The sequence below is a fragment of the Sulfurimonas sp. genome (genome assembly GCF_023228785.1).
GTDB lineage: Bacteria > Campylobacterota > Campylobacteria > Campylobacterales > Sulfurimonadaceae > Sulfurimonas.
Map to the genome: position 1 here is coordinate 38669 of NZ_JALOAN010000012.1, position 23680 is coordinate 62348.

The following is a 23680-nucleotide window of genomic DNA, read 5'->3' on the forward strand; positions in this document are numbered from 1 at the left end:
CTTATATAAGTTCCATTATCTTAGCAAAAACATCACTTACTTCAACAGATGTTTTTACTTTTGTTTTTCTATCATAAATCTCAACTAAACCATTTGACAACTCTTTACCTATGATGATAGTATAAACAAAACCTATAAGTTCTGCATCTTTCATCTTAAAACCAAATCTCTCTTTTCTATCATCTATCATAACTTCAACACCGCTATCTACTAGCTTGCTATAAAGTTCTTCACCAGCTTCTACCTGAGCTTCATCTTTGATATTTGAGACTAAAATATTTACCATATATGGAGTTGTACTTTTTGTCCAAATACAGCCATTTTCATCATGGTTTTGCTCAATAACAGCAGCTATTAACCTGCTTACTCCAATACCAAATGTTGCCATTTCAAATGGTTTTGCTCTTCCATTCTCATCATTAAAATTTGCATCTAGTGCCTCTGAGTACTTAGTTCCTAGTTGAAATATATGTCCAACTTCTATACCTTTTTTAAAACTTAACTTTGCACCACATGAACATCTCTCCTCAATACTTTGAGTTTGTAGATCTTCGTAACTTTTCTCTTGTAACTCATCTATTTTTTGCTCATCTTCATAAAGAGTCTCTATATTTGCACCATATTCACAACTCTGGCAAACTACTAAGGTATCCTCTCCACTATCAGCCAGCACATGAAACTCTCTACTTCCACTTCCACCAATAGCTCCACTATCAGCCTCAACTACTCTAAAATCGAGCCCAAGTCTTGTAAAGATTTTTTTATAAGTATCTTGCATAAGATGAAACTCTCTTATCATATCATCCTCAGATGCATGAAAAGAGTATCCATCTTTCATTAGAAATTCACGACCTCGAAGAAGCCCATATCTAGGTCTTGCTTCATCCCGAAATTTTGTATTTATTTGGTAAAGATTTATCGGCAAATCTTTATAACTTGTTACTCTGTTTTTAACAAGTTCAACCATAGCCTCTTCATTTGTAGGACTAAGAACAAACGAGTTTTCATGTCTATCTTTGATGCGAAGCATCTCTTTGCCCATAGTCTCGCATCTTCCGCTTCGCTCCCAAAGACTCATAGGAGTTACAAAGCTAAGCTGAACTTCATTACATCCTGCCCTATCTAACTCCTCTTTTACTATAGTTCTAATCTTCTCTAGTACAATCTTTCCAAGAGGTAAAAAGTTATAAAGCCCAGCACCTTGGCTGTTTATAAAGCCAGCTCTAACTAAAAACTGGTGACTTGGCAGGGTTGCATCGGCTGGTACTTCTTTTGTAGTTGGTATGAAAGCTCTACTTCTTCTCATTTGCTTCCCTTTTGTGCAACATTTAGTGCATGTTCACATTTATATTTATCTGGTAACTCTTGTTTTTCATTTTTTATCAAGAACTGCATCGCTCCCGTTATCATGTCTGATTTTGAATCTTGTGATACGCTTCTCATTTTTGAAGTCATATCGTGCAAGAAGCGTTTTATAACCTGTTCTGACATCTTGCGGATCTCTTGTTCATACTCTTTTGGAATGTATTTGTTTTTTATAACTCTATCGCTCTCTATCTTTGCAGCTTCATATGCTTTTGAGTAGATATCTTTTATCATTGGCTCAATATTTAGAGTATCTAACCACTCAAAAAAAGCAACCGTAGCTCTTCCCACAATTGTATGAGCCTTTCTAGCCTCATCCTCTCTAAGCCCCTTATTTTCATCAACTATAGTTCTTAGATCATCTATTTGGTAGAGGTTTATTCTCTCTCCCTTGTGATAGTTAATATCTCTAGGAAGTGCTAGATCAAACCAATATCTATCAAAATCACAAGACTTGATAATCTCATCAGTGATAATAGCTCCAGGTGCTGAAGTTGCAGTAAATAAAATCTCAAACTCATTTACAACTTTTGAGAGTTGGTCAAAGTCTAAAACCTTAGCGCCACACTCTGCAGCTAAGACAAATGCTGTCTCTTTTGTTCTATTCATTATATATACATCTGCACCGTTTGAGACTAGATGCTTTGCAGTTATCTCTGACATCTCTCCAATACCAATAACTAAAGCTTTTTTTCCTTCAACACTCTCTAAGACTGACTTTAATTTAGCGACGGCTACACTTGCAATTGAGACTGGTTTTGAAGAGATATCAGTTGCATTTCTAACCTGTGCTGCACACTTAAAAGCATTATGCATTGCACGAGCTAGTTTTTGACCACAGTGACCCTTATCGTAAGAGAATCTAAATGCATCTTTGAGTTGTCCAGCTATTTGAGTCTCACCAACAACCATAGAATCAAGTGAAGATGCAACACTAAAGAGATGATGAATAGCGCTACTATCATCAAATATATCAGCACGACCCTCTAGCTCCTCCATAGAGATCCCAGCTCGAGCTGTAAGTTTTTCAAAGATATGTTGTGTAGCTGCCACTATATCACTACAACTACAAAATATCTCCATTCTATTACAGGTTGAGATAAGTATCGATTCACTTATAGCTTCGCTCTCGTTTAGCTTACTCAAACAAGCATGGAGATGCTCATCATCTGGGTAAGAGAGTTTTTCTCTAATTTCCATAGTTGAATTTTTGTGTGAAAAGCTTATATTTAAGTAGTGCATTAGTAACTTCTTTTTATCATAGTTTGTAAGATTTTGGTTAGTTCTTCATCGCCTTTTACAGCATCCATAGCATCTGAAGATAGTTTTTTTGCAAGAAGAAAGGATTTTTCTATACTTCCATGCTCTTGCATTTTAATTTTTATCCAAAGAGTTTCGTCTTCATCAATAGATTTTGCGTGTGAACTCTTTAGTCTTGATTTGTCTTTGTCTTCTAGTTCTTTATAGAGATATATATAAGGGAGTGTACATTTTCCCTCTACAAAGTCATTCATAGATGGTTTACCAAGAGTAGCTGCATCTGAGGTAATATCTAAAATATCATCTATTATCTGAAAAGAGAGTCCAAGATTTCGACCATATATAGCATGTTTTTGTGCATCTTTATTTGCTAAAAGAGCAGATGCGTATGCCGCTGCTTCTATAAGAGTTGCAGTCTTTAGGTAGAGCATATCTAAGTATTTATCTTCATCTTCATTAAACTCTTCCGCCATTTTTACATCTTTCATCTCACCCTTACTAAGTGAAGTAACAGAAGAAGATATTGCTTTTGCGATCTCTTTATCAAACTCCACTAGTGCAGTAAAAGCCTTCGAGTACAAGATATCGCCAAGCATTATAGCTATTTTACTTCCATCAGTTGCATTTACAGATTTAACGCCTCTTCTAGTACTAGCTTCATCTATAACATCATCATGAAGCAGACTAGCCGCGTGGATAAGTTCAACTATAGCCGCTAATAGCGGGGCTTTCTCATGTTCTGGTGCTATCTTTAGGATTAGTTTTGCACGAAGTCTTTTTCCACCTGTGAGTTTATTAAACAGATGAGTAACTTCATCATAATCAACCTCTTTTATAAGCTTAGCAATTTCACGCTCAACTCTTTGCATTCACACCTCTTTAAGAATTATTAAGATCTTCGAGTCTTATCTCAAGATCTCTGTCATACAAAAAAAGCTCAAATATGGCTTTTTTTGTTTCATAATCAAACTCTTTAAATTTAACTAGCAGATATGGAGGATTGAAACTATTTGCTCCACGACTTCTTAGCTCAACTCTAAAGAAACGACTTCTCGCTTTATTATAGAGTATGTTTTGAGCTACAATTTTATCATATGAGCGATGAACTACCAATCCTCGGTTTTTGTATAGTGTCCAGCTAAATTTAAAGAGTTTTGAATTACCTTCGTATTTTACAAGAATTTTCTTTTGTTCATCCTTTGCTAGGGATATTGTCCTTTTTTCTCTCTGCTCATCGCCAAGGCTTAGGCTAGAGATAAGGACTAAAAGAAAAAAAACTTGTAAAAATTTCATCTAAAACCTATTCACTTTTAGATACTATCTCACCCATCAACTCTATACTAAGACTCTTTAGTTTATTTTCTACTTCATCTTGATTTGATAGTATAAACTGATCCACTTTATTAAGAAAATCTTCGCCTAAATGCTCTTCTAAAAGTAGTTCCATCGCAGCTCTTTTTTTCATAAAGTTTTCCAAATCAAATCTAACAACATCATTATTAGCATTAAAAAGTATATCCATTAATTTACTTGTAGGTGAACCTAAAAACACATCATCTTCATCTTCAAATAGTGCACTGTATTTTGACATTTTATAATCCCTTGGTTTTTTTTATATATTTCTTGATTATACAATTCATTTATTAACTACTTCTTTCACAAAATAATTTGTGTTCCAACACCCTCTGTAGTGAAGAGTTCTAAAATCATTGAATGTTCTATTCTCCCATCTATGATATGGGCTTTTTTAACTCCACCCTCTATAGCTTCAAGACAAGCATCAACCTTTGGCACCATCCCCCCGTGGATAGTTCCATCAGCTTTTAGGGCTTCTATCTCATCTCTTGTTAGAGTCTCTAGTAGCTCTTTATCTTTGTTTAAAACACCTGGGGTATCTGTTAAGAAGATGATTTTATTTGCACCTATCGCTTTTGCAACATATGATGCACACAAGTCTGCATTTATGTTAAATCCAGGGTGTCCCATCTCTTGACCTGCTGCTATTGGAGCAATAACAGGAACAAAATTATCAGCAATTAGTTTAGTTATGACTATAGGTTTTACTGCATTTATATTTCCAGTTAGTCCCCACTTTGCAAAGTCTTTTGCTTTTGCTGTTATAAAATGAGCATCTTTACCACTAATACCGATGGCTTTTGCACCATGGGAGTTTAAAAGTGAGACTATCTCTTTGTTTATCTCTCCACTTAGTATCATCTCAGCGATTCGCATAACTTCTTTAGTTGTAACTCTTTGACCCTCTATAAACTTCGACTCAATACTCAGAGCATCTAGCATCTCTGTTATTTTAGATCCACCACCATGAACTATGACTGGCTTGATCCCAACTAAATACATTAGCAGTATATCTTCTGCAAATTTCTCTTTTAACTGTGCTGATGTTTGAGCTGAACCGCCATATTTAATAACAACTATCTCATCTCTAAACTCTTTTATAAAGGGTAGTGCATCAAGGAGTGTTTTTACTGTTTCTATCTTTTTTTTCAATCTCTCATCCTATAATTATCAATAAAATCAAATACTGCGTCATCTACTTCTACTTCTAGATCTAGTAAAGAAATAGGCAAATTAAAAGCCTCAATTTTTACAAAATCTTTATACGTCACTAAAAGTGTCTCTGAGCCATCATTTTTCAAGATATCTTCTAATTCACTCTTTGTATATGAGTGATGATCTTCAAAGTAGTGTTTTTGCACTACATTCGCTGGTAGATATTCATCAAGTCTCGAGGGTCTTGCGATTGCAGTTACAAGTGACATTTTATCACTTTTATCTCTAAGATGCACTACTCTTTTAAAATCTCTGTTTTCTTTTAAAGTTATTGCATCTTTACTAGCCCAAAGTCTCTCTCTAAATGCGCCTGAGGGCAAACATCTTTTGTTTTTTGCATCTACTTCTATAAGAAAGTCCAGTTTTTTTATATCATGCTTTGAGTAAGCATCATCTAAAAAAATTATCTTTGCTCCTAGATCTCTAGCTTTTTGTATAGCTATATTTCTATCTTCACTTACTATTACTATGGCAGAGGAGAGATTTTTTGCATAAATCATAGCTTCATCTCCGCTAATGTTCACATCGCATAAGATCTTATCATCTTCTTTTACTACAAAAAGCCCTCTACTTTTTCGCCCATAACCACGAAGAATCACTGCTGAATTTTCATATCTTGAGGCGAGAGCTGTCACAAGAGGAGTTTTTCCACTTCCACCAACACTTAGATTTCCAACACTAACTATATCGATGTTAAAATCTTTTACTTCTTTGCTCTTAAAGCGAACAAACATAGCAAAGCAGTAGATCCAACTAAGAGGAAGAAGTAAAAAAGAGAGAAGATTATCAAAAAGAGTTGGCTTGTAGAAGTATCTCTCAACCCAAAAAACTAACCTCTTCTTCAACTCTCTTAAACTCTTGTTTTGGCTATTTGTTTTACCTTTTGGCAAACAAATTTAACTTCTTCATCATTCATATTCGCATAAATTGGCAGAGAGAGAACTTGCTGAAAACTTTTAAGTGCTATAGGAAAATTATTTATTTTTAGAGAATATTTTGATTTATAATAAGATAAAAGATGTAGTGGAATATAGTGAAGTCCACACTCAACACCAACTTTTTTAAGCTCTAGGGCAAAAGAGTCACGATTTTTATCTACTTTTATAATGTAGAGTGAAAATGGGTGCTCTTCGTTGCTCATATCTGGAATAGTTACATGAGCAGTTGATGCAAGTGCATCGCTATATATTTTCGCTATTTCTTGCTGTCTTTTTATATTTGAGTCTTGCTTTTTAAGTTGCGCTCTAATATATGCAGCACTAAGCTCACTCATAATATAATCATTTCCAATATCTACAACATCATAGATATATTCGAGTGCATCTTCATCTCTAACTATTGCATGTTTTCTTAAAAGTTTAGCTCTATCTATAATCTCATCATCATCACTAACTAACATTCCACCATTACATACATTTTTCTTTAAATGCGGAGAGAAGTTAAAACAAGTTATATCAGCACCGGTTGAACCTATCTTTTGACCTTGATATGAAGCACCTAGAGCCTCACTTGCATCTTCTACTATTTTGACATTATAAATCTTAGCAATAGAATATAATCTGTCAAGATCCACGCTAAAACCAGCTATGTGTGTAACTATAACTGCTTTTAATTTTTTTGATTGGTTATCTTCTAAATAAGCTTCTAGTAGATCTAAGTTTATATTGTAGTTTTTTGCTTCTATGTCCACAAAAACTGGCTCAGCATCAAAGTGTCTTACAACCTCAGCTACATTTACAAAAGCATTTACACTACAGATTACTTTATCGCCTCTTTTTAAATCAAGTGCTATCATGGCTAAATGCAAGGCTGAAGTTCCATGAGAAGTTGCAAGTGCATATTTACAACCTATATAAGATGAAAATTCATCTTCAAGTTTTGATACTTGATCTAAATCTTCAGCATCTAAAACATCTGCTACATTTCCATGTTCTTCTCGTCCACTTTCATATCTACTAAAAGTTATTTTCATCATATCTTCCTTCAAGTTAATTTCTAAACTCTTCTCTATTGATTTTTGCAATTTTTGGCATCTCTAATTTAAAGCTATTGTTTGTGACTCTTTTTGTAATCATCTCTAACATCTCTCTATCTATGCCCTTTTTTAAAATATCTTCTTTACTTAATTTCTCATCGACCAAAAGTCTCAAAGCAATATCAATCTGTGCATAAGTATAACCCAAATCATCCTCATCGCTCTGTCCTTGCCATAAATCGGCAGAGGGAGCCTTGTTGATAATAGCTTTTGAGACACCTAAATACTTAGCTAACTTGTAGATCTCACTTTTATATAGATCTCCTATGGGGTTTATCGCACAAGCTAGATCTCCATAAAGAGTTCCATAACCTAACATTAACTCACTTTTGTTACTAGTACCCAAAACTAGAGCATTTTCTCTAGCGGATATATCAAAGATAGTAGACATTCTCATACGAGCTGAAAAATTCCCTACTCTTAACCTATCCATATCTGGATTTAACTCTTCATATGCTCTTAGCATCGGCTCTATAGAAGCTGCAACGGCTTTTATAGAGAAGTCTTTGCATAGTGTATCTGCATCTGTCAATGAACTCTGTGATGAGTATTGAGATGGCATTTTAACGCACAAGAGATCATCTTTAAAAACTCTCTGCGCTAGTACTGCAACAACAGCAGAATCTAGACCACCACTAAGTCCAACAATGACTCTATCAAAACCTCTTTTTGTAACTTCAGCTCTTAAAAATCCTTTTAAAGATTCTGCTATGTGGGCATATTTATTCATATTTTTTTCGCTAACCTTTAAAAATCTTTAACTAAAATTATTATATCAAAAATAATGCACAATTTGCACAAATGAATATTTAGTTTTATTTTTTATATTATTTTGTTACAATCCAAACAAAAAAGAGATATTATGAAAATAAAAGTTCAAGCCATGGGAGACTACCAAACCAACTGTTATATTGTAACGATTGACAATAAAGACTTCATTATAGATCCAGGAGTTGATGCAACTTCTTGGGTAGAGCAAAATGTTAAAAATCCAGTAGCTATCCTTAACACTCACGGTCATTTTGATCATGTTTGGTCAAATAATGAATTGCAAAAAAGTTTAAAGATACCACTCTATACACCAAAAGATGATGTAATGATGCTTCAAGATAGCTCTTGGATGCCATCACTTCCGCCATCAACTGCAGATGTAGAGGTTAAACCAAATGAAGAGTTTGATTTTGATGGAGTAAAGGTAAAATTCCATCATTTCCCGGGTCACAGTGGTGGTACTTCTATGATAGAGATAGGAGATGCAATGTTTAGTGGGGATTTTATTTTTGAGAGATCTATCGGTAGAACAGACTTTCCATACTCATCACCAGAAGATATGAAAACATCTCTACAAAGATTTAAAGAGCTAGATTTTGACAAGACTTTGTATCCTGGTCATGGAGGAACTACTACCATAAAACAAGAACAAGCCTATACAGATTACTGGATCCAAACCCTTTAAAGTTTAAGACTTCTCTATGTCGAGAAGCTTAAGCTTTAAGACATGTTTTTCAGTTATTACTGTTCTAAATTCTCCATGAAATATCTTTATATCTAAGACATGAGCCTCAACATAAACATTTCTTTTTCTTCCCTCTTTATGTCTAACTCTAGCCACAAAGTTAATCTCATCTCCAAATTTTACAGGTGAGAGAAAATGAGTATCAGCACCAACTAAGACAACATTCTTTTCATTCACTGCAGCCATCGCCGCAAAGTCAGCAGCTCCAAAGATAAAACCACCATGAATAAGTCCTTGATCATCTGCAACCATCTCAGAACTTGTAGTCAGACGAAGTTCTACATAACCTTGTTCTATCCTCATAATCTCTCCACACAAATCACGATTTATATTCTCATGTGTGTTAAGTATTACTGAGTTTTGTTCGTCTTCTCTATAGTCATCTAGTTCTAGATCTTTGTCATTTTCTTCATTCATAATTAACCTTATTTATTTTATCAGTCGTACATATACTCTAGCAGGAGCATCATAACCCTCTACAGTTTTCGTATTATCTTGTGGATCTAAAAAATCTTCTAATGATTGCCCCTCTATCCACGAAGTTTTCCTCTGCTCACTTGTATCTGTTTGCATAGTCTCTAAAACTTCAAAATTACTAAACCCAGCTCTATGGCACCAGTTTTTTAGAGCTGGGATTGTTGGAACGAAGTAGACATTTGGTATCTTTGAGTAAGAAGATTTTGGACAGAGTGCCATCTCTTCATCTCCTTTGATATAAAAGGTATCAAGAATAACCTCGCCTTGTTCATCAAGTCCACGATATAGAGACTTAAGCATGGCAACAGGATCACTTCTATGGTATAAAACACCTAAACAAAAAATAGTATCAAACTTCTCTTCATAAAACTCAAGATGCTCAACGCCTAAGAGTTCATAAACAATGTCGCTTTTTACAAAATGGTTTATAAAATCAAACTGCGTCTTATAAAGAGGAGAAGGATCAAAACCTACTAGAGTCTTTGGATTGTCCTCTTGCATACGAAAAAGATAATATCCATTGTTGCATCCTATATCGGCAACTCTTCTATTTTTTAAATCAAAATGCCCTCTTAGCAGATTATACTTGATGTTGCTCCTCCACTCCGCATCTATAAATGTGCCACAAACATCAAAAGGACCTTTTCTCCACGGCATCAAAAGTTTTGCAACTTCATAAATATCACAAGGCTTATCTGAACTTATTTTTATAGCATCTTCTAACTCAACTTTAAAACCACCATTTGGCAAAGCCTCTAATGCATCACGAAGTGGCTTTATGTTTTTCCATGTCATCCACTTTTGTCTATCTTTTCTTATCTCATCTAGGTTCATATCAATCTTTATATCAGTAAATTTTGTTACAATTGTACCAAAAATTATAATGAACAATAATATAATACAAAATCGCGTGACAAAATAAAGTGAAGGAAACCCTTCGCTAGTTCCAATGCTCCGCGTTGGAACTTATCTATATTTTTAGGTGTTATATATAGGCTCCCACGCAGAGCGTTGGAGCCAGAGGGCGTAAGTATCGGGATTACTATCAATACCGTGACAAAGTAAAATTAAGGGATTTTAATGAGATTAGAAAAAAAGGCTACTGTTGTCTCGACTTCAGTCGCAGCAGTTTTAGTTTTGATGAAGATGACAGTGGGAATTTTAAGTGGTTCTATCGCTGTTTTAGCATCTGCTATTGATAGTTGTTTAGATCTTATTGTTTCACTCTTCAACTACTTTGCTTTAAATACATCTGAGAAAAATCCTGATGATAAATTTAACTACGGAAGAAGTAAGATAGAGCCTCTTGCCGCTGTAGTCGAGGGAAGTATTATATCTTTTTCAGCTATCTTCATCTTTTATGAAGCCCTTGTAAAGATTGCTCATCCTAGAGAGATGTCGTTTATGCAAAGCAGTATTTGGGTAATGGCAGCTTCAATTATTATAACTTTAGGACTTGTTTTGTTTTTAAATTATGTTGCAAAAAAAACAGACAACATGGTTATAAGAGCTGATGCACTTCACTACAAAACAGACCTCTTCTCAAACGGTGCCATTCTTTTAGCTCTAGGTCTTATCGCATATACTGGTGAGCAGTTAATAGATCCTATTTTAGGAATTCTTATAGCCATATATATGATCTACTCTGCTATTCCTATCATAAAAGAGGGAGTTCTTATGCTCTTAGATGTAGCCCTTCCACAAGAAGATATACAAAAGATTCAAGATGTTTTAGATGCAGAAGAGTTAAACGACTATCACTACTTAAAAACTAGAATATCAGGCTCTCACGTTTATGTCTCTGTTCACGCTGTTTTTAATGTAAGCGTATCTTTATATGACGCACATTTAGTAGCCGATAGAGTTGAAGCAAAGATTAAAGCTATTTTTGATGATAAAATTGTACACACACTCATACACATGGATCCATATGATGATTCTGAGATAAATGATACAGAAGAAGGATATTAAAAGATATGAAATTTTACGCTCTTATTATTGGAACTGAAATATTAAACGGCAGAAGAGAAGATAAGCACTTTAATTTTGTTCGTGATGAGTTAAAAAAGTATGGTCATGAACTCTTTGCATCATTTATTGTAAGAGATGAGACAAAACTACTTCAAAACTGTTTTGAGCTGATTAAAGCTGATAAAGAGTCGGTAATGTTTTCATTTGGTGGGATTGGTTGTACGCCTGATGATCTTACAAGAGAGATTGCAGCTGACATTTTCACATCAAAGCCTCTAGAGAGACACAAAGAATTTCTAAAAGATATCTTAGATAGATTTGGCGAGAGAGCTTATCCTAACAGAGTTCAGATGGCAGATCTACCACAAAACTCAGATCTACTTTTTAATCCAGTAAATAATATGTCAGGATTCTCTTTAGAAAATAGATTTTTTTTCACTCCTGGTTTTCCTGAGATGGCACATCCAATGATACGAGATGTTATCTCAAAACTTTGTGCAAATAGTCCACTGAGGCATAGAGTAACACTTCTAGCTAAAACAAGCGAAGAGACACTAATAGCTAAAATGAGGCTACTTCCTCCGCATATAGAACTATCTTCACTTCCAATGTTTATAGATAAAAAACCAAATGTTGAATTGTCTTTGAGTGGATATGATAAGAATGAAGTTAGAGAATACTTCGCTATGTTTGAAGATGAGTTAAAGAAGAACGATATTGAGTATAGGCTACTTTAGACTCTCAGTAGCTAGAGTCTCATATATTTTAAAATTTCTATAGGCTTTAAGTTCCTGATCAGATTGCGGGTCAAGCCCGCAATGACGAAAATTATGGAGTTTATTTTACGGTCTCGAGTTTACAATGTCACCACTCCAGCACCATAAATTCCATTATTCCAGCATCCTAACCACCGCTTCGTCACCCTGAACTTGATTCAGGGTCTCTTGAGATTTTTTAAAGCCATAAAAGTCTTAACTCTACTTAGCATACTCTACAGCACGGCTCTCTCTAATAACATTTACTTTTATCTCGCCAGGATATTGCACTTTTTCTTCTATCTCTTTTGCTATCTCTTTTGAGATAAGTACAGATTCATCATCGTTTACAAGAGTAGCATTTACAATAACTCTTACTTCACGACCTGCATTTATCGCATAGGCTTGCCTAACTCCAGAAAATCCAGATGCTATCTCTTCAATGAGAGTTACCCTTTTTAGAAAACTCTCTAAAACTTCACGTCTTGCCCCTGGTCTTGCAGCTGAGAGTGCATCTGCTGCACAAACTGCCGCACACTCTATTGAGTTCATGTCTTCATGCCCATGATGAGCATATATAGCGTTTATGACCACACTATGTTCATTATAACGATTACAAACTTCTACTCCTAGATCTACATGGTTTCCATCACTCTCATGAGTTAAAGATTTTCCTATATCGTGAAGCAAGCCTGCTCGTTTTGCAAGTCTTACATCTCCGCCCATCTCTGATGCCATAATTCCAGCTAAATACGCCACCTCTATAGTATGTGCTAATGCATTTTGTCCATAACTAGCTCTATATCTAAGCTTTCCAATAAGCTTTATAAGTTCAGGATGCATAGATCCTATATCCATATCTGATATAAGTTCTTCGCCCTCACTTAATATTTTATCTTCAAATTCTTCTGAGACTTTTTCAAAAATCTCTTCTATTCTAGCTGGTTGAATTCTTCCATCTTCTATAAGAAGTTGAAGTGTTTTTGTCGCTATTGCCCTGCGGTACAAGTTAAAACTACTAACTAAAATAGCATTTGGCGTGTCATCTATAATAATATCTACACCAAGTAGAGTCTCTAACGCCTTTATATTTCTACCCTCTTTGCCTATGATGCGACCCTTTAGTTCATCATCTTCTAGGTGAACAATATTTGTTAATCTCTCTGATGCAAATTCACCTGCATATCTGCTTGTAGCTTGAGCTAAAATATAGTTTGCTTTTTTCTTAGCCTCAACTCTCGCCTCATTTTCATAGCGCCTTACTATGTGCGCTACATCAGCACGGCTCTTCTCTTCTATACTCTCAAGTAAAACTTTTTTGGCTTCATCTTGAGTCATTCCCGCACTATTTTCTACCGCATGAAGTGCTTCATCAATCTTCTCTTCATACCTTTTCTTTAGGGCTTCTAGTGACTTTTCATTTCTATCTAAGTCTATCTTTTTAGCTTCTAAAACTCTTACTTCATCACGAAGTCTTTTCTCTTCATTTTGTTTATATCTCTTAAAACTCTGCTCTTTTTTTGAAACATCATCTTCTCTTTGACTCAAGTGAACTTTCGCTCGCTCTTTTACACTATCAAACTCTTTTTTAGCTTCAAACTCAATCTCTTGAGCTCTTAGATTTGACTTGTGTAAAAGGTGTTGTGCTTCATTTTCTATAGCACTAGCTTTTGCTTTTGCTTTATCAACAAAAACATCAAAATTTGCATGAGTAATTTTCTTAGAGATAAAAAAACCAAAAAGACCACTTATAGTGGCAACTGAGCCACCTATTAGTATCTCATTAAACATTTTTTTTCCTGTTCTCTTAGCCCTTAGTACTTCGTCTTTTTATAATTTTTGGTGTCAATAGTAAATCACATGCGATGTCATATTCATCACATATATATTCTTTTGTAAAACAAATGTCTGGTTGCACAAAGATGGTATATGGTTTTTTTTTCAATCTTTCAAAAAAACGATCATACATTCCTTTTCCAAAACCTATTCTCTGTAATTTACCATCAACCCCAACCGCAGGTACTATGGCTATATCAATTTTATTTATATTTCTTAGTGTATTTCCCGCTTCGTAAATACCAAAATTCTTTCTCTTTAGCGGTAATCTAAATGGTACTACTTTAAAACTTTTATCTTGCATAAATGGCAGATAAACATCACAAACTTTACGAACGCTTAAGAGTGTTTTTCTTATATCTGCTTCAAATTCTAATGGATAGTAAAACAAAATAGACTTTGGTTTTAATCTCTTTATCTCTTTTAAGAGTCGCTTATTTATTATTGCATCTCTATAGTATTTAGTTGACCTTGGGGCATTTTTCATCTTTTTGATACAATTGCGTCTAAATATCGATTTTGTAAGACTCATATAAAAACTTTCGGTTATAATTTCGCATATTTTACAATAATTAATCAACAAAGGCACTTTAAATGTTCAAAAAAACCATTACTTCGCTTCTTTTAGCGTCAGCTATGTTTTTTGTTGCATGTAGCGATGAAAAACCTGTAGAAGCAAATAACTTAATCTCAAAAAATGAGTTTGTTCTAACTGCGCTTGATAACAAGCAATATGTTGTAAAAAAAGAAGGCTCTGACTTTATACTCAAGGATGCAAAAGGCAAGGTTGTTCTTTTTGATATCTTTGCTACTTGGTGCCCACCATGTCGTGGAGCTGCTACTCATCTAACTTCACTTCAAGAGAAGTATAAAGATGACCTCATAGTCATAGGAATATCTATAGAAGAAGGCATAGAGAACTCTAAACTACTTGACTTTAGAAATGAATACAACGCAAACTATACTCTTGTAAACTCAGATCAAAATCGTCGTTTAGCTGACACTATTGTAAATGAACTTAAACTTGGAGACAGATACCCAATCCCTGTAATGGCACTCTATAAAGATGGTAAATATATAAATCACTTTATAGGCTCAATAGAAGAAGAACTAATAGAGAGTGATATCAAACTTGCTATAAATAAGTAAGGGTTTAAAAAGATGTTTGGCTTTATAAAAAATTCTCTATCTAAGACTGCTGATGCCATAAAAAGCGTAGTACCAAAGAAAAAAGTAGTTTTTTCAAAAGATGAGATAGAAGATATTTTACTAGAAGCTGATGTTGAATATGAACTAATAGAGAAGATCTTAAACGAGACCTATCAAGAGAAAATCACAAGAGAGATACTTCGCTCAAAACTTCTAGCAACTCTAGCTTACACTAGTTACAAAGAGCCAGAGTTTACAGCTCCTTTTGTTGAACTGATAGTTGGAGTAAATGGTGCTGGAAAGACAACAACCATTTCAAAACTAGCTCTTAAATACAAAAATGAAGGCAAAAAAGTTATCCTAGGTGCTGGTGATACTTTTCGTGCAGCTGCGATTGAACAACTAACTCTTTGGGCAAAAAAGATAGATGTACCTATAGTTGCATCATCTCAAGGGCACGACTCTTCAGCAGTAGCATATGACACTATAGACTCCGCAAAATCTAAAGGTTTTGACAATGTTATCATCGATACAGCAGGTCGTCTTCACACTCAAACAAACCTATCAAATGAGCTTAAAAAGATAAAAAGAATTTGTGATAAAGCTCATAATGGTGCTCCACATAGAACTATCTTAGTACTTGATGGAACACAAGGAAATTCCGCTATTTCACAAGCAAAAGCTTTTAATGAGATGATAGGCATAGATGGCATCATCATCACAAAATTAGATGGAACTGCAAAAGGTGGTTCAGTTTTCTCCATTGCTTACGCGCTAGAGCTTCCTATTTTGTTTGTTGGAACTGGTGAAAAGAGTGAAGATCTCACTCCTTTTGATAAGTATGAGTTTGTAGATACTCTGCTTGATGCCATCTTTATAGAAGAGTAAAATGGCTAAGAAAAAAATCCTCTTTGAGTGTCAGCATTGCGGATTAACGACTCCAAAATGGATGGGAAAGTGTACTAACTGCGCTGCATGGGATTCGTTTATTGAGCTTAATGAACATCAACAAGAAGTAGTAAAAAAGACAAAAACTAGTTCAAGTCAAGCCTCAAAAGCGATAAGCATAAACGACATTATAGAAGATGAAGTCTATAGATATAGCTCTTTAGATGTTGAGCTCGATGGTGTTTTGGGTGGCGGCATAGTCCCTGGATCTCTCACTCTCATAGGTGGAAGTCCTGGAGTTGGTAAGTCTACCCTACTTTTAAAAGTGGCCTCAAATATTGCATCTTGTGGTAAAAATGTTCTCTATGTAACAGGAGAGGAGTCAGCTTCACAGATAAAACTTCGTGCAAATCGTCTAAAATCAAATGAGAACACTCTCTATCTTCTAAGTGAGATTAGACTAGAGCAGATCTTATCTGAACTCGAGCATAGATCTTATGAGTTTCTAATCATCGACTCCATACAAACAATCTACTCAGAAAACATCACTTCTGCCCCTGGATCTGTTACACAAGTAAGACAGATCACGTTTGAGCTTATGAGAGTAGCAAAAGAGAGAAATATCGCAATTTTTATCATAGGTCACATCACAAAAGAAGGTTCGATCGCAGGACCTAGAGTGCTAGAGCATATGGTCGATACAGTTCTTTATTTTGAGGGCGATTCATCTCAAGAACTTCGAATACTAAGAGGTTTTAAAAATCGTTTTGGACCAACTAGTGAGATAGGTGTTTTTGAGATGAGAAGTGATGGTTTAGTCTCAGCTACCGATGTAGCCTCAAGATTTTTCAACAGAAATTCCGAGCAAGCTGGATCTGCTCTAACCGTAGTAATGGAAGGATCTCGTCCTATTATCCTTGAAGTTCAAGCTCTAGTCTCAGAGTCTCATACTCCAAACTCAAAAAGACAAGCTACGGGTTTTGATACTAACAGACTAAATATGCTCTTAGCATTACTAGAGAGAAAATTAGAGATCCCACTATCTGGTTATGATGTTTTTATAAATATTACTGGAGGCATTAAGATAACAGAAACAAGTGCAGATCTGGCAGTCTTAGCTGCCATCATCAGTAGTTTTAAAAATCGTGCAATATCTAAAGAGACTGTTTTTATCGGTGAAGTCTCACTAGTTGGAGATGTAAGAGATGTTTATGGTCTTGATGTTAGACTAAAAGAGGCTAAAATGCAAAATATTACAAAGGCATTAGTAGCGAAGAAACCTCTTGAAAAAAGTAGTATGAAAGTTTTTATAGTAGATGAAGTAACAAAACTTATAGAATGGTATTGATTTTTTACTCGTTTGTAGATTTTTAAAACTATATTGACTATAATTTCAAAACATATAAAAAAAGGATATCGATGATAGATGCTGAATTTAGAAGCGAAGAAAGATTTTCTAGGCTATCATTGGCTTACAAAAGCGATGAAGAGAAACAACGGGTAAATTACTGCGTTGCAAATATAATTAAAAAGCATAAAAAACAACCTGAAACTTACACAACTAGTATCTCTGGTGGCAGAGAAGTTTTAGTAATAGAATACCATGATGATAATAATCGTGAAGCTGGAAGTATCTTTGAAGAGATAATCAAAGCTTTAGAGATTACAAAGTGTATTTAAATAGATGAATTTAGAAGAGTATGCCCATGGCAACGAACTTTTCAAATCATATTTTAAAAAAAATAGAGAGTCTTTACTAAAATTAGTTTCAAGTGGACAAAGCCCAAAAGCTCTTTTTATTGGTTGTTCTGACTCTAGAGTTATACCAGATCTAATGATTCAGTCAGATCCAGGAGATCTTTTTGTTATCAGGAATGTAGGAAACTTTGTTCCTCCATACAAACCGGATGAAGATTATCATGCCACTGCATCTGGAATTGAATACGCAGTTGGTGTTTTAAATGTAAAAAAAATAATTATCTGTGGACATACTCATTGTGGAGCTATTAGCAGTCTTTACAAAGATATAAGTGACCCATCCTTAATTCATACAAAGAAGTGGCTTGAACTTGGAAATAGCGCTAAAATGAATGCAATCTTAAGTCTAGGCGCTGATGCGAACAAAGACCAACTATATAGACTCACAGAAAAGCTATCTGTTATGAAGCAGCTAGAAAATATTTTAACATATCCATTGGTAAAAAAGGCTTTTGAAGCATCAGAACTTTCTATTCATGGATGGTTGTATGATATAGAAACTGGCGAGATCAAATACTACAATGCAGAAGCATATGAGTTTTCACCTCTAAAAGACTTGGCTAATATGAACGATATTTCATAAATATTTTAGATATTGCGATATACTAGCAAAATAATATTTTAAGGAAAAATTATGGCAGAAGAAGAAAATATTCAAGATACAGTTACAGAAAAAAAATCTAACAATATGTTGATAATAGTTATCATAGTTGTTTTAGTTCTCATTATTATCGTTGGTGCGATAGTTGCATTTATGCTTATGGGAAATGATAATGTACCTGCAAACAACCAAGTTGCACCTCAAACTAATGAAAAAAGAGCACCTTCAACTAGACAAAGTTCAGATGAGTATAGTGACTCTAGAAAACTGAATGATATTGGTATTTTATATCCACTAGATACATTTACAGTAAACTTAAAGAGTGATTCAGGTCGTAGATATCTCAAAGTTACTATGTCGCTTGAGCTTGAAGGAAAAGAGTTAAGTATGGAACTTGACAATAAGTCTCCAGTTATTAGAGATAGAGTCATTAGAATACTAACATCAAAGTCCCTAGAAGAGATCTCTTCTAAAAAAGGTAAACAAAAAGTAAGTGATCAAATCATGGAAACTTTAAATGCAATGACTTCAGATGGTCGCATAAAAGGCATATACTTTACTGAATTTGTTGTTCAGTAAGTAAGTTTTGTTAAAGCTCTTTATCATAGGGCTTCTTGTTGTTAGGAAAAGTCTAAGCAAAAAATGTTTTCCTTATCTTTATGTAAATAGCTCAAGGAAAAGTTATGCTTATTTATGATTTTACTCACAATACTAAGTCCAAGTCCAAAACCATCCCTTTGTGAGAGCTCCTGTGTAAATGGTTTTAAATAGTAATCAAGCCCTTTTGAGAGTTTTTTACCTCTATTTATTATATATATATTTTGTTTAGAAACTCTTAGAGTAATTGGCAACTCCACGGCGTATTTTAGTGCATTGTCCACTAGATTTTTTAACGCTATGGAAAGATAGTGTAGATCGGCTTCTATTTTAAAATTATCTTCTATCTCAAGTGTGATATTTGCCTCATTGCTGATATAGAGCTTGCTAAGCGCCTCTGTTATGAGTGTCTCAGCACTAAAGGTTGAGATGTTTAGCTCTGTAGAGTTTAGCTTCTCTAGCTCTATTAGCTCATTTGTTAAAATCTCTAAATCCAAAAATATCTTTTTGAGCAACTCTTTTTGCTCTATGTTTTCTATTTTTTGGATGACAAACTTCCCTTTTGCTATAGGAGTTCTGAGTTCATGCCCTATATCTCGCAGTAGCTCCTCTTTGCTTTTTATAAGCTCTTCTAAGGACTTCGCCATTTTATTAAAAGTGTTTGCAAGTGTTCCCATCTCATCATTGGAGACTATCTCTATCCTGCTGTTAAAATTTCCACTTGAGAAACTTTCAATCTTTTTTGTAATTTTTTTAAGTGGAGAGAGCAGCTTTAGCAGATACAAAAATATAAGAAATAAAACTAAAATATCTAAAAATATAAGAGTATTTAACTTTAATTTGTCATTTATATTCTCTTCGTTGGGTGTCCTTAGCGTATAACTTTCATCAAGAAAATTTATCTCTATGATAAATTCATCTTCAAAAGAGGCTTTTTTTATTGAGATGAAACCAAAAGTGTGCTTTTCATAGTACAGAACCTCTCCTCTCCTTTCATCCTTAGCCTCAACTTTTTTTAAATCGTATTTGTTTATTAGGCTCTCAATTCTATCTTTATTATCAATATTTTGAAATATCTCATTTGAAATTTTTAGATATTTATCTTTTATCAAATCATCTATCCTTTTGGAGTTGATGGTGTCAATCCAAAACCCTATTATGCTCATAAGAATAAAACTTATTAAAAATAGTATTGATATTTTTTTAATTATTGACATCTCAGTTCACAAACTTATAGCCGATACCCCAGACGGACTTGATGTATTTGGGCTCTTTAGGGTCGTCACCTATTTTGTTCCTAATATTGCTTATGTGCGTATCAATTGTTCTGTTTTTTGTGTTTTCATTCAGAGAAGTTGCATTTAAAATCTGTTCTCTTGAGGATATTTTATCTCTGTTTTGTACTAAAAATATAAATATTTCAAACTCTATTTTTGTAAACTCAATAGAGTAATCATCTAAAAAAACCTCTCTGTTTGCTTTGTCAATAGTAAACTCTCCTACCATAGTTTTTGAGCGTAAACCTTTTTTTAGTATATGTTCTATTCTTAACACTAGCTCTCTTGGCTCATAAGGTTTTGCCAGATAATCATCAGCACCCAAATCAAAACCATGTATCTTGTTTCCAATATCTCCTCTTGCTGAAGAGATAATAACTGGAATATCAGATATACTTTTAATACGTTTTAAAACATCAAAACCATCAATATCAGGAAGCATTAAGTCTAAAATAACAATAGAGTAAGAGTTGTGTTTCTCAAGCTCTTTTATCGCATCTTGCGGATGTGCAAACGCATAACAAGTAAAACTGTAGCCCTTTAAGTACTCGGTTATCAAACTTTGCATCTGCAGGTCATCTTCTATAAGTAAAACTTTTTTATTCAACCCTCCACTCCTGCAGATAGTATGAAAATTTTTTACGTTGCGAAGCTGATAAAATAGAGTGAATCTCTTTTAGTGTATCAATCTCTAGCTCAACTGCCTTTTCATTTATCTCTTTAATAATATTTTTATACTCTTTTTTGTCGAACTTTTCTTCTTTAATAAGTTCTTGGAGCTTTTTTTCTCTTTTATCTTTTTTCTTATAAAATTTTTCATATTTTTTTCTGTAATCTATCAATATCTCTTTCATCTCTTTATGTTGGTGCTCGTTTAGGTTTAAATAGTCTAGATTTTTATATATATGATTTTTTTTGTGCTCATAATCATCATCTGCAAAAAGCGAAAGGGAGAGAAACAGACTACATAAAAGCACGAATATTTTTAATTTTATCATCTTCAATCAATCCTTGTTCTATATCGCTATGACACGCTTTACAATTTGCTTTACTTTTAACATCAACACACTCAAAAACTTTTTTTGAGATATCTTTATGCCTAGTTTTGAAGAAATCTGTATGGGTTATTGCTATTATATCTTTATTTTTTAGCGAATCCAAAATCTTAACACTTACCTCTTGAGTTGAGCTCTCAGCGCTATTTTTTAGCAAAAAATCCAAAATATTTTTGTTCTCTTCTTCGCTTAATGAAGCATCGTCTTCGAAGTGGTTTTCTAGATTACTCATTAAAGCTAGCCATGACCTTTTAGGCAGGGTATGCGGTGGATATAGTGTGTGGCAGGAAGCACACTCTTTAACAAAAAGCTCATTTTGTTTTTTATAATCTATGGGTTTATACATTGAAGCAATTAACGGGTTAGATGGGGTTGTAAGATTAAAGAGCAAAAAAGCAATAAATATAACCAAAAATAGCGCAGCTATAAGTTTTTGAAAAATATTTAGCTTGATACCCTCATTCTCATCTGTCACTTTATATCCGCTAAATATAGATTTTAGCGTCTCATGTTTTGCATGAAGCACTCTATCACTTAAGATACCCAGTAGATGCAAAACTATTAGAGCAATCAAAACTCCGGATAAAAACTCATGTATATCTTCAAATAGTTCCATTTTTTTAAAAAAAGTGCTATTTAACGAGGAAAGTAAGCCTTTTCCCTCTTGAACGCCAAATGTTAAAATTCCAGTGAGTATAGTGATAAAAGCTACTATAAATATACCAATCATCACATACGAGGCAATAGGATTGTGTCCTATATACTTCTGTTTGGGATTAAAAATATTTACTATAAACTCTTTTACATCCTTAATCGCCATCGGAAAATCTTTAAATTTTGAATACTTTGGACCAAGATAGCCCCAAAAAAATCTAAAAACCAAAAGAGTTAAAATCCCATAGCCGATAAGCGCATGATAATTTAGTAACTTATCATCATCCGTTAAAAAAGCAAGCAGAATTAGCACTGCAAAGAGCCAGTGAAAGACTCTAGTAGGAAGCGACCATATATAAGACTTCATTGTAGTATCTCCTTAATCTTCCCATCTTCCAAAATTTGGAATCATAATATCTTTCTCGCTGTATATGCCTTTTTGCGCTGTGGTATGACAGGCGGTGCAGTTAAATATCCCTTTAACTTCTTCTTGTGTTATAAGGTCTTCTCTTATCTTTTTGTGCTTTTCAATCATGTAAGGAGTTTTTGATATAGAGTCTGCAACTTCTCCCACTCTTAGGCTATTTACAATTCTAGCACTTCTTTTGTAGTTCATAAACTTTTCAGCACTATTTTTATTTAAATACTTAGATATAGAGTCAAAATCCTCTTTTGCCAAAGAGGCATCAGAGCCAAAGTGATTCTCAAGATTTGACATCATCTTCTGCCAAGCGTTTGCTGGAAGAAGTCCGGGTTGATATGCAAAGTGACATGCGCCGCACTCTTTTATATATAGTTTGTCCGTTGCCACAGCAACACCTTTTTTATCGTAACTTGATGCTAAAACTACACTCGCTAGTGCGGCTAATAAAATTAATAACTTCATCTTTGACTCCTTATTTGTTGATGATGTATGTTATTACATCACCTTTTTCTTGAGCTGTTCCCTCACGGTTATACACATCATTAAAGTTTCTTCTTAGCCATTTCTCAATTGTTTTAACTTCGCTAAATCTTTGTGAATTTGCTGTAGGAGAGAGCGGTTCAATCTCTTTTGCAGTAAAAAAATTTTTACTAGTTTTGCTTAAGTCATCTCCATGACAAGATACACAGGAGACCTCTTTGCCTTTTTTTCCTATATGCTTTGAGGTAAAAATTTCTTCGCCTTTTTTTAAATCAAATCCACTAAAACTTGGATTTTCAATTTTTGCCTCTTTGGTAAGAGTGTTTAAATACTCATCTACAACCGAAGCAGAGGAGATAGTTAAAAACAACAACAGAGCAAATATAAGTTTCATTTTTTCTTCCTTTATTTGTATATGCCAGAAGTATAAAATGATTGTGTCAATTATTTATGTTAGTTTTCTTGACAACCTCTTAACAATAATAAGAAGTCATAGCAGTAGGAGGGTGGTTATTATATTTTATAGCAGATTGGCATGCAAAAAAAGCATGCAAAATTTATTATCTTTTTCTTCTAGTTTGATGATCTTCAAACTCTTTTTTATTGACTACGCCATCTTCGTTTGAGTCAATTCTTGAAAACTCATAATGGTTTTTGGCATTCCTTTGCATTCTGCCTTCTTCTTGGCGCTCTTTTGCCCTTATCTCTCTCGCCTCATTCATCTCTTTCTCTGTGAGCGTACCATCATTGTTTAAATCAAAGCTCTCAAAAGTTGGCATATTACGCCCTCCATTTTGAGCAATAGCAGGCGTAACTAACAACAAACTTAGCGCAACAAGAAATAATCTTATATATTTACTAAATATTTGCATAACGAAACTCCTTTGAGAGTGTAAATCTAACTGTGTAAACCTTAAAAATTGAATTTATTTGATATAGTCATCAAGTGAATTATTTATAAGGATTTACACATGAGTTTGATAAACCACGAAGAGCTAAAAAAGCAAATTA

General features: G+C 34.1%; 29 protein-coding genes. 9 read left to right on the top strand and 20 right to left on the bottom strand.

Features of this window, described 5'->3' with window-relative positions:
* Position 1: 1 nt before the first annotated feature.
* The 9 genes from proS to M0Q24_RS04700 form a co-directional block, all read right to left on the bottom strand.
* Complete coding sequence (gene proS, locus M0Q24_RS04660) at positions 2 to 1306, bottom strand: proline--tRNA ligase (protein WP_295047895.1); 1305 nt, start codon at positions 1304 to 1306, stop codon at positions 2 to 4.
* Positions 1303 to 2607, bottom strand: coding sequence for a glutamyl-tRNA reductase (hemA, locus tag M0Q24_RS04665; protein ID WP_295047897.1), 1305 nt, complete (start codon positions 2605 to 2607; stop codon positions 1303 to 1305). The genes proS and hemA overlap by 4 nt, the downstream gene beginning before the upstream one ends.
* Positions 2607 to 3494 (bottom strand): polyprenyl synthetase family protein, encoded by an 888-nt coding sequence (locus tag M0Q24_RS04670; protein WP_295047899.1) that lies wholly within the window; start codon positions 3492 to 3494, stop codon positions 2607 to 2609. The genes hemA and M0Q24_RS04670 overlap by 1 nt, the downstream gene beginning before the upstream one ends.
* 10 nt (positions 3495 to 3504) lie before the next feature.
* Positions 3505 to 3918 (bottom strand): hypothetical protein, encoded by a 414-nt coding sequence (locus tag M0Q24_RS04675; protein ID WP_295047901.1) that lies wholly within the window; start codon positions 3916 to 3918, stop codon positions 3505 to 3507.
* 7 nt (positions 3919 to 3925) lie between these two features.
* A complete protein-coding gene (locus tag M0Q24_RS04680) occupies positions 3926 to 4216 on the bottom strand; it encodes a DUF2018 family protein (protein WP_295047903.1) in 291 nt (96 codons plus the stop codon).
* Between the two features lie 65 nt (positions 4217 to 4281).
* On the bottom strand, positions 4282 to 5133 hold the full coding sequence (gene argB / locus M0Q24_RS04685; RefSeq protein ID WP_295047905.1) for an acetylglutamate kinase: 852 nt from the start codon (positions 5131 to 5133) through the stop codon (positions 4282 to 4284).
* On the bottom strand, positions 5130 to 6086 hold the full coding sequence (locus M0Q24_RS04690) for a tetraacyldisaccharide 4'-kinase (protein ID WP_295047907.1): 957 nt from the start codon (positions 6084 to 6086) through the stop codon (positions 5130 to 5132). The genes argB and M0Q24_RS04690 overlap by 4 nt, the downstream gene beginning before the upstream one ends.
* Positions 6047 to 7168 (bottom strand): DegT/DnrJ/EryC1/StrS aminotransferase family protein, encoded by a 1122-nt coding sequence (locus M0Q24_RS04695; RefSeq protein ID WP_295047909.1) that lies wholly within the window; start codon positions 7166 to 7168, stop codon positions 6047 to 6049. The genes M0Q24_RS04690 and M0Q24_RS04695 overlap by 40 nt, the downstream gene beginning before the upstream one ends.
* A gap of 16 nt (positions 7169 to 7184) precedes the next feature.
* Positions 7185 to 7961, bottom strand: coding sequence for an NAD+ synthase (locus M0Q24_RS04700; RefSeq protein WP_295047911.1), 777 nt, complete (start codon positions 7959 to 7961; stop codon positions 7185 to 7187).
* 132 nt (positions 7962 to 8093) lie between these two features.
* Between M0Q24_RS04700 and M0Q24_RS04705 the strand changes: the two genes are divergently transcribed.
* A complete protein-coding gene (locus tag M0Q24_RS04705) occupies positions 8094 to 8687 on the top strand; it encodes an MBL fold metallo-hydrolase (RefSeq protein ID WP_295047913.1) in 594 nt (197 codons plus the stop codon).
* 3 nt (positions 8688 to 8690) lie between these two features.
* Here the strand turns inward: M0Q24_RS04705 and M0Q24_RS04710 are convergent, their stop codons facing one another.
* Both M0Q24_RS04710 and cmoB read right to left on the bottom strand, forming a co-directional pair.
* Complete coding sequence (locus M0Q24_RS04710; RefSeq protein ID WP_295047915.1) at positions 8691 to 9164, bottom strand: hotdog domain-containing protein; 474 nt, start codon at positions 9162 to 9164, stop codon at positions 8691 to 8693.
* A 12-nt stretch (positions 9165 to 9176) separates the two neighbouring features.
* On the bottom strand, positions 9177 to 10058 hold the full coding sequence (cmoB, locus tag M0Q24_RS04715; protein WP_295047917.1) for a tRNA 5-methoxyuridine(34)/uridine 5-oxyacetic acid(34) synthase CmoB: 882 nt from the start codon (positions 10056 to 10058) through the stop codon (positions 9177 to 9179).
* A gap of 246 nt (positions 10059 to 10304) precedes the next feature.
* On the opposite strand from cmoB, the gene M0Q24_RS04720 reads away from it, so the two are divergent.
* Both M0Q24_RS04720 and M0Q24_RS04725 read left to right on the top strand, forming a co-directional pair.
* Positions 10305 to 11195: a cation diffusion facilitator family transporter gene (locus M0Q24_RS04720; RefSeq protein ID WP_295047919.1), complete on the top strand. Its 891-nt coding sequence runs from the start codon at positions 10305 to 10307 to the stop codon at positions 11193 to 11195.
* Between the two features lie 5 nt (positions 11196 to 11200).
* Positions 11201 to 11932, top strand: coding sequence for a molybdopterin-binding protein (locus tag M0Q24_RS04725; protein WP_295047921.1), 732 nt, complete (start codon positions 11201 to 11203; stop codon positions 11930 to 11932).
* 240 nt (positions 11933 to 12172) lie between these two features.
* Here M0Q24_RS04725 and rny read toward each other — a convergent pair whose 3' ends face one another.
* The gene (gene rny / locus M0Q24_RS04730; RefSeq protein ID WP_295047923.1) at positions 12173 to 13741 is read right to left on the bottom strand and encodes a ribonuclease Y; all 1569 of its coding nucleotides are present in this window, start codon (positions 13739 to 13741) and stop codon (positions 12173 to 12175) included.
* 16 nt (positions 13742 to 13757) lie between these two features.
* Complete coding sequence (locus M0Q24_RS04735; protein ID WP_295047925.1) at positions 13758 to 14318, bottom strand: 5-formyltetrahydrofolate cyclo-ligase; 561 nt, start codon at positions 14316 to 14318, stop codon at positions 13758 to 13760.
* Between the two features lie 62 nt (positions 14319 to 14380).
* Here M0Q24_RS04735 and M0Q24_RS04740 point away from each other — a divergent pair, with 62 nt between their 5' ends.
* The 6 genes from M0Q24_RS04740 to fliL all read left to right on the top strand — a co-directional run bounded on the left by M0Q24_RS04740 (position 14381) and on the right by fliL (position 18761).
* Complete coding sequence (locus M0Q24_RS04740) at positions 14381 to 14935, top strand: TlpA disulfide reductase family protein (RefSeq protein WP_295047927.1); 555 nt, start codon at positions 14381 to 14383, stop codon at positions 14933 to 14935.
* Positions 14936 to 14947: 12 nt separating this feature from the next.
* Positions 14948 to 15823, top strand: a complete 876-nt coding sequence (ftsY, locus tag M0Q24_RS04745) for a signal recognition particle-docking protein FtsY (protein ID WP_295047929.1) — start codon at positions 14948 to 14950, stop codon at positions 15821 to 15823.
* Between the two features lies 1 nt (position 15824).
* On the top strand, positions 15825 to 17171 hold the full coding sequence (gene radA, locus M0Q24_RS04750; RefSeq protein WP_295047930.1) for a DNA repair protein RadA: 1347 nt from the start codon (positions 15825 to 15827) through the stop codon (positions 17169 to 17171).
* A 71-nt stretch (positions 17172 to 17242) separates the two neighbouring features.
* Positions 17243 to 17503: a hypothetical protein gene (locus M0Q24_RS04755; protein WP_295047932.1), complete on the top strand. Its 261-nt coding sequence runs from the start codon at positions 17243 to 17245 to the stop codon at positions 17501 to 17503.
* A 4-nt stretch (positions 17504 to 17507) separates the two neighbouring features.
* On the top strand, positions 17508 to 18164 hold the full coding sequence (locus tag M0Q24_RS04760; RefSeq protein ID WP_295047934.1) for a carbonic anhydrase: 657 nt from the start codon (positions 17508 to 17510) through the stop codon (positions 18162 to 18164).
* Positions 18165 to 18215: 51 nt separating this feature from the next.
* The gene (fliL, locus tag M0Q24_RS04765) at positions 18216 to 18761 is read left to right on the top strand and encodes a flagellar basal body-associated protein FliL (RefSeq protein ID WP_295047936.1); all 546 of its coding nucleotides are present in this window, start codon (positions 18216 to 18218) and stop codon (positions 18759 to 18761) included.
* Between the two features lie 41 nt (positions 18762 to 18802).
* On the opposite strand, the gene M0Q24_RS04770 is transcribed toward fliL, so the two are convergent.
* The 7 genes from M0Q24_RS04770 to M0Q24_RS04800 all read right to left on the bottom strand — a co-directional run bounded on the left by M0Q24_RS04770 (position 18803) and on the right by M0Q24_RS04800 (position 23541).
* On the bottom strand, positions 18803 to 19996 hold the full coding sequence (locus M0Q24_RS04770; RefSeq protein WP_295047938.1) for an ArsS family sensor histidine kinase: 1194 nt from the start codon (positions 19994 to 19996) through the stop codon (positions 18803 to 18805).
* Between the two features lies 1 nt (position 19997).
* On the bottom strand, positions 19998 to 20663 hold the full coding sequence (locus M0Q24_RS04775) for a response regulator transcription factor (RefSeq protein ID WP_295047940.1): 666 nt from the start codon (positions 20661 to 20663) through the stop codon (positions 19998 to 20000).
* The gene (locus tag M0Q24_RS04780) at positions 20656 to 21054 is read right to left on the bottom strand and encodes a Spy/CpxP family protein refolding chaperone (RefSeq protein WP_295047942.1); all 399 of its coding nucleotides are present in this window, start codon (positions 21052 to 21054) and stop codon (positions 20656 to 20658) included. The genes M0Q24_RS04775 and M0Q24_RS04780 overlap by 8 nt, the downstream gene beginning before the upstream one ends.
* Entirely contained in the window at positions 21020 to 22132 is a 1113-nt protein-coding gene (locus M0Q24_RS04785; RefSeq protein ID WP_295047944.1) for a cytochrome b/b6 domain-containing protein, read from the bottom strand. Before M0Q24_RS04785 ends, M0Q24_RS04780 begins: the two co-directional genes overlap by 35 nt.
* Before the next feature lie 12 nt (positions 22133 to 22144).
* Complete coding sequence (locus M0Q24_RS04790; RefSeq protein WP_295047946.1) at positions 22145 to 22651, bottom strand: diheme cytochrome c; 507 nt, start codon at positions 22649 to 22651, stop codon at positions 22145 to 22147.
* A gap of 10 nt (positions 22652 to 22661) precedes the next feature.
* Positions 22662 to 23063 carry a DUF1924 domain-containing protein gene (locus tag M0Q24_RS04795; RefSeq protein ID WP_295047948.1) on the bottom strand — a complete coding sequence of 134 codons (402 nt, stop codon included), beginning with the start codon at positions 23061 to 23063 and terminating at the stop codon, positions 22662 to 22664.
* Positions 23064 to 23229: 166 nt separating this feature from the next.
* Positions 23230 to 23541, bottom strand: a complete 312-nt coding sequence (locus M0Q24_RS04800) for an EF-hand domain-containing protein (RefSeq protein WP_295047950.1) — start codon at positions 23539 to 23541, stop codon at positions 23230 to 23232.
* Positions 23542 to 23680 lie beyond the last annotated feature (139 nt).

Excerpts from the sequence above, each read along its gene's own strand:
- M0Q24_RS04755 (WP_295047932.1), top strand. The coding sequence starts at position 17,243 with ATGATAGATGCTGAATTTAGAAGCGAAGAAAGATTTTCTAGGCTATCA.
- M0Q24_RS04800 (WP_295047950.1), bottom strand. The coding sequence starts at position 23,541 with ATGCAAATATTTAGTAAATATATAAGATTATTTCTTGTTGCGCTAAGT.
- M0Q24_RS04735 (WP_295047925.1), bottom strand. The coding sequence starts at position 14,318 with ATGAGTCTTACAAAATCGATATTTAGACGCAATTGTATCAAAAAGATG.
- hemA (WP_295047897.1), bottom strand. The coding sequence starts at position 2,607 with ATGCACTACTTAAATATAAGCTTTTCACACAAAAATTCAACTATGGAA.
- radA (WP_295047930.1), top strand. The coding sequence starts at position 15,825 with ATGGCTAAGAAAAAAATCCTCTTTGAGTGTCAGCATTGCGGATTAACG.
- M0Q24_RS04675 (WP_295047901.1), bottom strand. The coding sequence starts at position 3,918 with ATGAAATTTTTACAAGTTTTTTTTCTTTTAGTCCTTATCTCTAGCCTA.
- M0Q24_RS04700 (WP_295047911.1), bottom strand. The coding sequence starts at position 7,961 with ATGAATAAATATGCCCACATAGCAGAATCTTTAAAAGGATTTTTAAGA.
- M0Q24_RS04710 (WP_295047915.1), bottom strand. The coding sequence starts at position 9,164 with ATGAATGAAGAAAATGACAAAGATCTAGAACTAGATGACTATAGAGAA.
- M0Q24_RS04670 (WP_295047899.1), bottom strand. The coding sequence starts at position 3,494 with ATGCAAAGAGTTGAGCGTGAAATTGCTAAGCTTATAAAAGAGGTTGAT.
- proS (WP_295047895.1), bottom strand. The coding sequence starts at position 1,306 with ATGAGAAGAAGTAGAGCTTTCATACCAACTACAAAAGAAGTACCAGCC.
- M0Q24_RS04795 (WP_295047948.1), bottom strand. The coding sequence starts at position 23,063 with ATGAAACTTATATTTGCTCTGTTGTTGTTTTTAACTATCTCCTCTGCT.
- M0Q24_RS04695 (WP_295047909.1), bottom strand. The coding sequence starts at position 7,168 with ATGAAAATAACTTTTAGTAGATATGAAAGTGGACGAGAAGAACATGGA.
- M0Q24_RS04780 (WP_295047942.1), bottom strand. The coding sequence starts at position 21,054 with ATGATAAAATTAAAAATATTCGTGCTTTTATGTAGTCTGTTTCTCTCC.
- M0Q24_RS04760 (WP_295047934.1), top strand. The coding sequence starts at position 17,508 with ATGAATTTAGAAGAGTATGCCCATGGCAACGAACTTTTCAAATCATAT.
- M0Q24_RS04770 (WP_295047938.1), bottom strand. The coding sequence starts at position 19,996 with ATGTCAATAATTAAAAAAATATCAATACTATTTTTAATAAGTTTTATT.
- ftsY (WP_295047929.1), top strand. The coding sequence starts at position 14,948 with ATGTTTGGCTTTATAAAAAATTCTCTATCTAAGACTGCTGATGCCATA.
- M0Q24_RS04720 (WP_295047919.1), top strand. The coding sequence starts at position 10,305 with ATGAGATTAGAAAAAAAGGCTACTGTTGTCTCGACTTCAGTCGCAGCA.
- M0Q24_RS04725 (WP_295047921.1), top strand. The coding sequence starts at position 11,201 with ATGAAATTTTACGCTCTTATTATTGGAACTGAAATATTAAACGGCAGA.
- fliL (WP_295047936.1), top strand. The coding sequence starts at position 18,216 with ATGGCAGAAGAAGAAAATATTCAAGATACAGTTACAGAAAAAAAATCT.
- M0Q24_RS04790 (WP_295047946.1), bottom strand. The coding sequence starts at position 22,651 with ATGAAGTTATTAATTTTATTAGCCGCACTAGCGAGTGTAGTTTTAGCA.
- rny (WP_295047923.1), bottom strand. The coding sequence starts at position 13,741 with ATGTTTAATGAGATACTAATAGGTGGCTCAGTTGCCACTATAAGTGGT.
- cmoB (WP_295047917.1), bottom strand. The coding sequence starts at position 10,058 with ATGAACCTAGATGAGATAAGAAAAGATAGACAAAAGTGGATGACATGG.
- M0Q24_RS04740 (WP_295047927.1), top strand. The coding sequence starts at position 14,381 with ATGTTCAAAAAAACCATTACTTCGCTTCTTTTAGCGTCAGCTATGTTT.
- M0Q24_RS04680 (WP_295047903.1), bottom strand. The coding sequence starts at position 4,216 with ATGTCAAAATACAGTGCACTATTTGAAGATGAAGATGATGTGTTTTTA.
- M0Q24_RS04785 (WP_295047944.1), bottom strand. The coding sequence starts at position 22,132 with ATGAAGTCTTATATATGGTCGCTTCCTACTAGAGTCTTTCACTGGCTC.
- M0Q24_RS04705 (WP_295047913.1), top strand. The coding sequence starts at position 8,094 with ATGAAAATAAAAGTTCAAGCCATGGGAGACTACCAAACCAACTGTTAT.